Genomic DNA, 9,894 nt, shown 5'->3' with positions numbered 1-9,894 from the left:
GGTGAGCCGAGCATAGGCTCGGCTCTACGGCAGCAGCCAGGGGTCAGAGCCCACTGCCATGGCAATGGGATCCGACCCCGCTGCACGCCCGCTTACCAGGCCATGCGCAGGCCCACCTGGCCACCCACGTTGCGATAGCCGCCTTCGCCGCGCTGCACGCTCACGCCGCCCCACGCACCCCAGCGCTGGCCCAGCTTCAGCTCGGCACCGGCCTGCATCTCGTAGCGGTTGCGTGGCAGGTCCGCGCCCAGCGTCTCACCGTTGAACTGCAACGTGCTGCTGCCGCTGCCACGCAACCAGTTCACGCCCAGGTACGGCTGCACCGTGTTGCCGGCTGCAGTGCCGTGACCGAACACGCGCACGCCCAGGCGCCCGCTCAGGCCACCGGCATCGGCTTGGTCGACCACCGTGCCATTGCTCTCCACGTGCCGATCGGCGCGGAAGTCGACATGGCTCAGCTGCAGCTGCGGCTGCACGTACAGCGCGCTGGTGGGGCCCTGCCACACGGTGAAGGTGTAGCCGGTCTCCAGCGACGCACTGGCCATGCCTGAGTCATAGCGCTCCGGTTCCAGGCCGATGCCCTGCACCCGGTTGTCGAAGCGGCCGTACTGCAGCGCTGCGTCCACGTAGGCACCTTGCGCGCCTCCAGCATCCTGCAGCCAGGTGCCGTATACACCCACTGCGTTGCCACGCACCCGGCCGGTGGCGCTGTAGCCGGTCAGCCGCGAGACGGCACGATTGTCGGCGCGGCCGCTGCCGAGCATGACGCCGAACGCGGCATTGCCACGCTGCAGCAGATCGCTGCCGATCTGCAGCACCGAGGCGGCGCCGTCCACCGACAGCTGACTGCCGACCGCGCTGGAATCGGCCTGCTGCCGGCCCACCCGTGCCCAGGCCTGGCGCTCAGTGCCCCACGAACGGGTGCCGATGCGCTCATGCATGCGGTGTGCAAACAGGTTGATCGCTGCAGACTGGTTGGCCAGGTAGGCACCGGCCTCCGGGCGCAGTACCGGCGGCGGCAGGATCGGATCGACTGGATCCACCGGGTCCACAGGGTCGGTCGGATCGATCGGATCCGGGCCAGGATCGACCACGCATCCTGGCCCGGCCGGGTTGTCCTTGCAGGCATCAAACCACTGCGAACGCAGGTACCAGTTGCCATCGGAAGGATCGGTCACACCGCCCTTGAACAGGAAGTACTCGTACGACCCACCGACCGCACGCCCGGCCAGCGTGTAGCTCGCCAGGGACGCACCGTCGATCTCGATCAACCGGATGCCATCCACCGTGGGCGCCCCCACACCGCCCATGTTCTTCACCAGGATGCTTGCATCGCCCGAGCTGTCGCCGCGCACATGCAGGCGGTCGATCGCGCTGTCATCGCCTGCCAGCGCGCCCTGGAACAGGAAGATGGCGTTCTCGCTGTGCAGGTCGCCGTCCACGGTGAGCGTGTTGAAGCGACCGGTGCCATCGGACAACGCCAGCCCGCTGCCAAGCACCTGCAGTCCACCAACCGTGGCATCGCCCGTGAGCGTCCACTGGCTGCCACCCTCGATCGCCAGCGTCTGCACCAGATCGGATGAACCCTGCCACAGCGAACCGTCGGCCAGGCGCGCATGCACTTCGGATTGCGGCACCAGCCCGGCGTCTTCATCTTCGGGAGTGATGACGATGTCACCCACCAGCTGCGAGCGACCGTCCAGCACCAGATCGAAGCGCCCGGCCACAGCGGCGTCCAACGCCAACCCGATGCCGTTGCCACCCGACACCAAGGCACCATTGGACAACGTCAGGCCCGGGTCGCGGCTGCTGCGCAGCCACACGCCGCCGTGCTGCGCACTCACCAGCGAGCCGCCGTCGATGCGCATCCGACCGTTGTCGTTGATCACCGCCGCCCACGCGCCCTCGCCTTCGGTGCGCACATGGGTATTGGTCAGGGTCATTTCGCCTGTACCGCCCGACAACACACCGTGCGAGTTGATGCCGGTGGTGCGCACCACACTGTCGGACAAGTGCACGGTACCGCCCAAGCGCGCGATCGCGCCGATGGCGCCGTGTCCTTCGGTCAGGATGTCGGTCATGCCTGCGCTCACCTGCGGATTTTTCCCGCCGGAACCCTCCGCATACAGGCCGTGGCCGTTCTGGCCGAGCGTGCGCAATCGGCTGGACGCCACCCGGGCGGTTCCATCCAGCACCGAGATGGCCTGCCAGAACTCACCGTCCGCGGTGATCTCCGAGCCGTCCACATCCAGCTCACCCTTGCCCATCATCAGGATGCCAACACCATCGCGCGTGGTGATGGATGAGCCGAGCACGCTGGCCACGCCGTCGCGTTGGTTGATGTTGATGCCCACCGAATTGGTTTCGAGGCGGCTGTTGCGCATCGTCACCTCGGTGCCTGCAGTCATGTGAATGCCGTGATGCCCGGACATCTCAACACCCTCCAACAGCAACGTTCCGCTGCTGCCAGTGGCAAAACTGATCACACTGGCATTGGTTCCGCCGGCATGGATGCTGCCCCCGCGCATTTCGACGTCACCACCAATCATCAAACCGGCGCCGGAGCGCTCATGGCTGAGGTTGATGTCCACATCCTCCAGTATCGTTCTTCCCAATGCGGCCAATACCCCCGTAGCACCCGCGCCACGCCCATTGATCTGGACCGAGCGCAAGTGCACGTCCCCGCCGTTCTTGACCGACACACCGTAGCCACTCCCACCAATCTCGATGCGGGTCCGCTCTGCGACCACGTTGCCGGCATCCGCATCCAGTCCATTGGATTGGCTGGCATTGACCTCGATCACGCTATCCACCACATGCGCATTGCCACCCTTCACCGAGACACCGTGTGACAGCGCCGCGTGCGTGGTGATATGAACCTGATCCAGTACCAGCTGGCCACCCATTGCCTCGGCGCCATTGGATGCCGTGCCAAAGGTCTGTATACGCGTACCGGTGGCCTGCACCAGCCCGTCATTGGCGGCGGAGAGACCTGCAGCACCATAGCCGGTGGTGGTCGCACTCCCTTGCTGGAGCTCGACACGGCTCCCCGTGCCATCGGCCCGCGCGGCGGCCGCTCGCATGCCTTCGGTTCGAAGATTGACCTCACCTGCGGGAACGATGCTGCCGCCATTGATGGCATGGAACGCGTAGCCCGCAGGGTTGCCAGGCTCGACGGGTTCTGTGGTGGCGTAGTCACCCGCCGCTGGAGTCTGCTCGTCGCCGTCGGCAATGATCTGCTGCGCCAGCGCGGGTGCAGTTGAGGCCAGTGCGGCGGCCAACGACAGCGCCAGAGCGGATGGTTGGGAAATGGGGAAGTGCATGGCATGCCTCCGGAAAAGTGGGAGGCATGGTTGAAGATTGCTGCAGCCATAGACATCGAATCTCTTGCAATTCCGGGTGGCCGCAGCCGGCTACCACATGTAACTGAACACAATCTGGGGCGCGACAGCGGGTAAGCGTCCTTTGCAACTAGTTGCATGGTCGCGGTGCGGCGCCACGGAGAAACTGGGCCCCTCGCAGCACAGACTGACGCTAGTGCCACGAAATGACGTCACCCTCACGAAGTATTGACTTATAAGCCTACTGCCTGAATCGCCCCTAAGCCGGATTGCAGTCAGTGCCGAGCTGAACGTTTTTCTCGCCTATGGAGATGATCATGCAAGATCGTTGCCGACTGGTACCCCTGCCGATGCAGTCGCTGGCGCATTGCCTGCCGGCAGCGCTGGCCCTGCTGCCGGCATCCAATGCCTTTGCCGGTACGCTGGACGGCACAGAAGCCACGATCGAAGCGGGCACCCCCATTGAAGAATGGACGATTCGCAATGGCGCCTGGCTTGACCTGCAGGGTGCAGAAGCCATCAACGCTACTTCGGCCAGCATCGACAGCGACAGCACCTGGCTGATGACCGGCGACAGCAACGTCGGCCACCTGGCACTGGGCAATGGCAGCACGTTCAACACGCTCAGCGTGGATACCTTCGATGGCGCCGGTGGCACCCTACTGTTCAACACCCAGCTGAGTGACGACAGCTCGGCCACCGACAAGTTGATCATCAAGGGCGACGCCAACGGGCAGGCCAACGTGCGCGTGCTCAATGCCGGTGGCGCAGGCGCCAAGACCGAAAAGGGTATCGAGCTGATCCGCGTGGGCGGTGCATCGAATGCACAGTTCGACCTGCAGGACCGCGCGGTAGGGCTGCGTAGCCTGGGCGACAGCGGCCTGTCCGGCCGCGTGGGCCTGCGCCTGCAGGGCGAGGGCCGCAGTGCCGCCGGTGCGTCGGTCAGGCCGCACGTGGTGGCCAATCGCTGGTAGTCGTCTTGCCCGCCCTATCGCAGAGCGACGGGGTGGGCCTCTCCTTTCTCCAGCCTCTCGATAACGCCATGCTCAATCCGAACGCCCTCGTCCTTCCGACGAATCTCCGCTTGCACCCACTAGGTTCTGGCCTGTTGCTGGCGTTACTTGCCATGCATAGCAACGCGGCATTCTCCCGTGAACTGGTCGGTGAGTCCGCACTTGTCTCCGCCGGAGACCCCGTAGAGACCTGGACGCTGTACGCAGGCTCAAGCCTGCACGTACAGAACGCGGAAGCGCTCGGCATCGAGGCATTCGATGACAGCGTGGTCGAACTTGATGGTGCCACGATCAGCGATCCCTCCTCCTGGGAACCAGGCTCCGTGCTGCTGGGCGACACCTCGTCATTGACCGCACGCGACTCAACCTTCCGCGGCAAGGGCCTGATCGTGGCGGGCTCCGCCTCTGTGCACCTGACCGGCAGCCGCATCCTGGTGACACGCAGCGAAGGCCTGGACCCTTCCGCGATACAGTCCATCGGTGTGGATCTGAGTTCGGCAGTCCTCCAGGCTGTCGATGGCGTCGCGGTCATTGATTCAACCCTCATCCAGGTCGATGACGGAGGATCTACACCTTGGGACAATCAGGACGGTCTCGGGTTGCGCTTGGGTCATGGCCGGACTTCGATCCGGAATGGTTCCCGCATCGAGGCGGCCAACGTCGGCGCGCTGCTCTACGGTGACGATTACGCTACAGCTCCGGTGCGACTGACAGTCGACGCCTCGACGCTGAGCTCCGGCCGGGGGCCTGCCATACGGGTTGCCACGATGGGCGCACAGGATCGCTTCGAGATCACCCTCGCAAACGGCACACGTGTTCACGCAGGAAACGGGACGCTGCTACAGGTGGCTGCATATCGTCCTGGCAACCCTGGTCCTGCATCGATCAGGTTTGCCGTGGATGATTCGCGCGTGGCCGGCGACATTGTTCTGGACACGGCAGGTGTCAGCCATGGCGGACTGGATGTTCGCTTGCGCAACAAGGCACAGATCGATGGCCGCTTTATCAACGTCACCTCGGCCAGCATCGAAAGCGGCAGCACCTGGCTGATGACCGGCGGCAGCAACGTCGGCCACCTCGCCCTGGGCAGCACCGGCACCGTGGCGCTGGGCAACGGCAGCACGTTCAACACGCTCAGCATGGATACCTTCGATGGCGCTGGCGGCACCCTGCTGTTCAACACCCAACTGGGCGACGATGCCTCGGCCACCGACAAGCTGATCATCAAGGGCGATGCCAACGGCCAGGCCAACGTGCGCGTGCTCAATGCCGGCGGCGCAGGCGCCAAGACCGACAAGGGCATCGAGCTGATCCGCGTCGGCGGTGCGTCCAACGCGCAGTTCGACCTGCAGGGCCGCGCGGTGGGCGGGCAGTACGAGTACTTCCTGTTCAAGGACGCCACCAACGGCGACTGGTACCTGCGCTCGGATCCGTGTGATGCCGACCCCGCACTACCGCAGTGCCAACCGGTTGATCCTGTTGATCCTGTTGAACCGGTAGACCCGGTCGATCCCATTGACCCAGTCGACCCCACACCGGTGCTGCGCCCGGAAGCCGGCGCCTACCTGGCCAACCAGTTCGCGATGGGCCAACTGCTGCGCCATGGCTGGCGCGACCGCCAGGGCGGCAACACCTCCGCCGTTGAGGGCGTGCGTGGCTGGGCTCGCGTGGATGCCACGCAGAGCAAGCTGTCGGCGGTGGAAGACCAGCTGGACCTGCGCGTGGACCGCTCGCGCCTGCAGCTGGGCGCGGACATCGGCGTATTCGACAACGGCCAGGGCCGCGTCGGCCTGATGGGCACGCTGGCCAAGTCCGATGCCACCTCGCGTTCGCAGCTGACCGGCTACAGCGCACGCGGCAAGGTCAACGGCGGCGCGCTGGGCGTGTACGGCAACTGGAGCAACGATGCACTGTATGTGGATGCCAGCGTTCAGCGCGGCCAGTTCCGCAACCGCGTGCAGGGCGAAGGCCTGGCCGAGGAACGCTACGACTCGGACATCTGGCAGAGCTCGCTGGAAGCCGGCTACCGCTTTGGCGTCGGCCAGATCGGCAGTACCGCGCTGAGCCTGCAGCCGGAACTGCAGCTGGTCTACACCGACGCCAGCACCGATCGCCACGAGGAAACCAACGGCACCGTGGTGCGCAGCCTGGGCGACAGCGGCCTGTCCGGTCGCGTGGGCCTGCGCCTGCAGGGCGAATCCCGCTCGGCAGCGGGTGCCTCGGTCAGCCCGTATGTGGTGGCCAATTGGTACCGCGATGGCGCCAGCAACGGCATGGCGTTCGATGATGAAGCGCTGAAGGCCAGCGTGCCGCGCAACCGCTACGAGCTCAATGCCGGTGCACGTGTGGACTTCCGTTCTGGACTGAGTGCCTGGGGTGGATTTGGTGTGATGCGCGGTGACCATGGGTACCGCGAAGCCACCGCCAATCTGAGCATGTCGTACCGCTGGTAATGTAGAAACACGCACGGCGCCGGATGATTCCGGCGCCGTACTGCGTTCTGTAGAGCCGGGCCATGCTCGGCCGCTCGTCCGCAGCGCCGAAGGCGTCCATTCTACCGGCGACTGCGGCGAGCAGGTCGCCTCTGGCGGACGACATCGCAGGTCATACGAACCAGTCCATCGTCTATCGCATCGCTACCCCGCGCCATGAGCCTCAGTTGTTGTTCCAGTCCACCTGACAAAGAGCGACCCGCTCCGAGCACGATGGGTGCAATCGACTCGCACACGCGGATCATCAATATGCCCACGCGTCGTCAGAAAGGCGTCATGACGGTTGGATCACTCACCGGGAGTACCTACGACTCAACCACGACGACACCCCCTTGTCGCCTTTGACCTTGAGCGCCTCACATCTGCGCTCCTAGACTCACCATCCACTGGATGCCCGAGCACCGAGTCGAGCGTCGCAGCTGCTTCTGGTCCATCTGACCACGCCAGCTTAGGCCCTTCCTCCCAGCCGTTGATAACTCATATGAAATGCGCGACCCGTCTTCTGCTGCTCCTGGCTATTGGCCTTCTTGCGGCATGTGATGCTCTCCCACATGCGCGGGGCTACACATATCCGAATGACCGCTACCTGGAGGAGAACGTAGCGAAGTGGAACAGCATGGTCGAAACGATCAATACGTGGAACGACGGCCCATGGGCAGATGAATTCTATGGTGCGATCAATAATGGGGATGACCTCTCAAAGTTTCAGTATCGACTACAGGTGGCGCACAAGAATGCCGTCGAGCGGCGAGCAGCTGCAGAACGCATGACACATCGCTCTGAGGCAGCGGATCTGCACCGGCATCTCCTCATATCACTGCAAAGCGTCGAAGACATGTTCTCCATCATGGTGGCCCTGGCAGAGCTTCCAGATGGCTACACCCCTGAGCAATCCGCATCGCTTCTGGCTCGCTTGGAACCCGCCATCGAGCGCATGGATACAGACCTCCAGAGGCTGAGTGACGCCCAAGACGCCTTTGCGAAATCAGAGCAGATCCAGCTCACGACGCGAGATCCCACCCATCACTAGGGCCGATTCGTCAATCGACGGGGCGGCGTTGAAGAGCGATCAATCTGCAACTTGTTGTATCGCATGCTCCGGACAAGGCCGGTACGCTCGGCGACCGGCCCATCATCCATCTTCAACATGATCAGTCTTGCACTACGCCCCTTTCGTCTTTTCGCCTGTTTCAAAGGGCGATCATCAAGACGCGAGTTCTGGCTGTTCTCGCTCCTGCAGGTCATGGTGAGCCTACTGATCGTCGGTATCGCCGCATACGCCTCCCGCCGATTTCCACCTGATGTCCTTGGGGAGGGCATGCGATTGAGCGATCTGTTTGCGTACATCTGGTTTGGCTACATCATGCTCAGCCTTGTCCCGTTCTACGCGCTCGTCGCTCGTAGATTTCGAGATCTGGGGCAGTCTGGCTGGATGTGCCTTACGTTCATGGTCCCTGCAGTTGGACCCGCCTTTGTACTGCTGCAGATGCTTCGCCCTGGTCAGGAGGGCGATAACGTCTATGGACCTGCGCCACGCTAGATCCAATTTCGCATTTTGTAGATGCCGAGCACGCGGCTGCACGTGATAAGCCGAGCATCGGCTCGGCACTACAAATGATGTCGCGATCTGCATGCATTGACGGCTTTCGCCAGATCGCTGCGAACATTCGTATTTTTTCTACTTTCCAATTTTTCTCATTGGCAGCATTGGCGCTTCATGCAAATCATGTAGTGCCACCGACAACGGGTGGCACGGGCTTGCAATCCCGTTTGGTTAATGTCGTTTACGCTTGCCTGCCGGCGTCGCCCTTTCCTTGTTGGGTGGCGTCGGCAGGCATTCTGTCCGCGCACCTATGGCGGGCGGTGCGTGGGGGCCTCGTGCCCGCCGGCGTTTGACGACATTAGCCACCGGTATTGCAACCACGCACCGTCCGCCACCCTTGCTGTTAAGCAGGGTGGCCCCTTGCCGCTTGCACAAGGACGCCGCCATGACCGCTTCCCTCTACCCGCACCTGTCCACCACCCTGGGCGAGGCCGCCACGCGCCTGCCTGATGACCTGGCACGCACGCTGGAAGACACCTTCGTCGCGCTGCAGAGCGGCAACAGTGCCGGGGCCATTACCCTGCAGGCCTGCCTGCAGCACATCCGCCAGGGCGATGCCGCCGATGGCCAGCCGTGGCCCGACAACAACCGTACACCCGGGCAGCGCCTGGCCTTGGCGCGCATCGATCGCGCCAATGCGGGGCTGAGTTTCCTGCTGGAACTGCTGCACGCCACTGAACGCGTACGCGTGGACGGCGATATCGATCAGCAGATGGGTGATGGCGCGCGCGAGGGCCTGCTGCTGGCGTGTCGCGGGCTGGCCGAGTATGTGGATGTGCAGTTGCGGGCAGCGTGAGCAGCTCGCGTCCTGAACTGCGGAGGAGCGCCCAGTTCAGTCGCCTGCCACTGGCGATTGCAATGATTCCGATGGCTCATCGTCACGGCAGCACCAATAGTGCGCACTTCTTTCCAGGGAGTGTATCGATGCACAAGATGATGGTTCCGCTCACCCGCTATGCGCAGTTCACTGGCCGCGCAAGCCGCAGCGAATTCTGGTGGTTCCAGTTGTTCATCATGATCATTTCGATCCCGCTGTATCTGCTGAGCTTCTACGCCGGCTACAGCGGTTCGCAGGGCTTGGCGCTGGTCGCCACCGGCCTGGGCGTCGTGATGTGGCTGGCATTCGTGTTGCCGTCCATCGCGGCCACCATCCGCCGCCTGCACGATACCGATCGTTCGGGCTGGTGGTTGTTGCTGGGGTTCGTGCCGTTCGTCAGCCTGGTGCTGCTGGTGTTCCTGCTGCTGCCCGGCACGCCGGGTGGCAACCGCTTCGGTGCGCCGGTTCCGCACGTGTAACCAGCCCGCGTTGGTAGGTGTCGACCTTGGTCGGCACGGTGTTGCCACCGGCGGCTGACACGTTCGTGCCAACCCAGGTTGGCACCTACCAGAGCAACATCGATGTGCTTCACTTGGGGTCAGATCCCTTTGCGGCGCAAAGGGATCTG

General features: G+C 63.7%; 7 protein-coding genes. 6 read left to right on the top strand and 1 reads right to left on the bottom strand.

The annotated features are described in order from the left end of the window. Positions 1–92 precede the first annotated feature (92 nt). Positions 93–3,323, bottom strand: a complete 3,231-nt coding sequence (locus ABGA94_RS12955) for an autotransporter outer membrane beta-barrel domain-containing protein (RefSeq protein WP_375367474.1) — start codon at positions 3,321–3,323, stop codon at positions 93–95. Positions 3,324–3,658: 335 nt separating this feature from the next. Between ABGA94_RS12955 and ABGA94_RS12950 the strand changes: the two genes are divergently transcribed. The 6 genes from ABGA94_RS12950 (at position 3,659) to ABGA94_RS12925 (ending at position 9,745) form a co-directional block, all read left to right on the top strand. Further along, positions 3,659–4,315, top strand: a complete 657-nt coding sequence (locus ABGA94_RS12950) for an autotransporter outer membrane beta-barrel domain-containing protein (RefSeq protein ID WP_329847287.1) — start codon at positions 3,659–3,661, stop codon at positions 4,313–4,315. Between the two features lie 152 nt (positions 4,316–4,467). Next, on the top strand, positions 4,468–6,807 hold the full coding sequence (locus tag ABGA94_RS12945) for an autotransporter outer membrane beta-barrel domain-containing protein (protein WP_375367472.1): 2,340 nt from the start codon (positions 4,468–4,470) through the stop codon (positions 6,805–6,807). Between the two features lie 655 nt (positions 6,808–7,462). Further along, positions 7,463–7,876, top strand: a complete 414-nt coding sequence (locus ABGA94_RS12940) for a hypothetical protein (RefSeq protein WP_111174759.1) — start codon at positions 7,463–7,465, stop codon at positions 7,874–7,876. Between the two features lie 117 nt (positions 7,877–7,993). After that, a complete protein-coding gene (locus ABGA94_RS12935) occupies positions 7,994–8,386 on the top strand; it encodes a DUF805 domain-containing protein (protein ID WP_162911569.1) in 393 nt (130 codons plus the stop codon). A 448-nt stretch (positions 8,387–8,834) separates the two neighbouring features. Next, positions 8,835–9,245, top strand: coding sequence for a hypothetical protein (locus ABGA94_RS12930; protein WP_329888429.1), 411 nt, complete (start codon positions 8,835–8,837; stop codon positions 9,243–9,245). A gap of 128 nt (positions 9,246–9,373) precedes the next feature. Then, the gene (locus ABGA94_RS12925) at positions 9,374–9,745 is read left to right on the top strand and encodes a DUF805 domain-containing protein (RefSeq protein ID WP_111128396.1); all 372 of its coding nucleotides are present in this window, start codon (positions 9,374–9,376) and stop codon (positions 9,743–9,745) included. Positions 9,746–9,894 lie beyond the last annotated feature (149 nt).

It is taken from the genome of Stenotrophomonas sp. 3diitr2024, from assembly GCF_042136455.1.
GTDB classification, from domain to species: Bacteria; Pseudomonadota; Gammaproteobacteria; order Xanthomonadales; family Xanthomonadaceae; genus Stenotrophomonas; species Stenotrophomonas sepilia.
Note: the sequence above shows the minus strand (reverse complement) of the source record. Positions and strands in the feature narration are given on the sequence as shown.

What these genes read in the sequence shown, in the direction of transcription:
- ABGA94_RS12955 (WP_375367474.1), bottom strand. Translation starts at nt 3,323, where the DNA reads ATGCACTTCCCCATTTCCCAACCATCCGCTCTGGCGCTGTCGTTGGCC.
- ABGA94_RS12950 (WP_329847287.1), top strand. Translation starts at nt 3,659, where the DNA reads ATGCAAGATCGTTGCCGACTGGTACCCCTGCCGATGCAGTCGCTGGCG.
- ABGA94_RS12945 (WP_375367472.1), top strand. Translation starts at nt 4,468, where the DNA reads ATGCATAGCAACGCGGCATTCTCCCGTGAACTGGTCGGTGAGTCCGCA.
- ABGA94_RS12940 (WP_111174759.1), top strand. Translation starts at nt 7,463, where the DNA reads ATGGTCGAAACGATCAATACGTGGAACGACGGCCCATGGGCAGATGAA.
- ABGA94_RS12935 (WP_162911569.1), top strand. Translation starts at nt 7,994, where the DNA reads ATGATCAGTCTTGCACTACGCCCCTTTCGTCTTTTCGCCTGTTTCAAA.
- ABGA94_RS12930 (WP_329888429.1), top strand. Translation starts at nt 8,835, where the DNA reads ATGACCGCTTCCCTCTACCCGCACCTGTCCACCACCCTGGGCGAGGCC.
- ABGA94_RS12925 (WP_111128396.1), top strand. Translation starts at nt 9,374, where the DNA reads ATGCACAAGATGATGGTTCCGCTCACCCGCTATGCGCAGTTCACTGGC.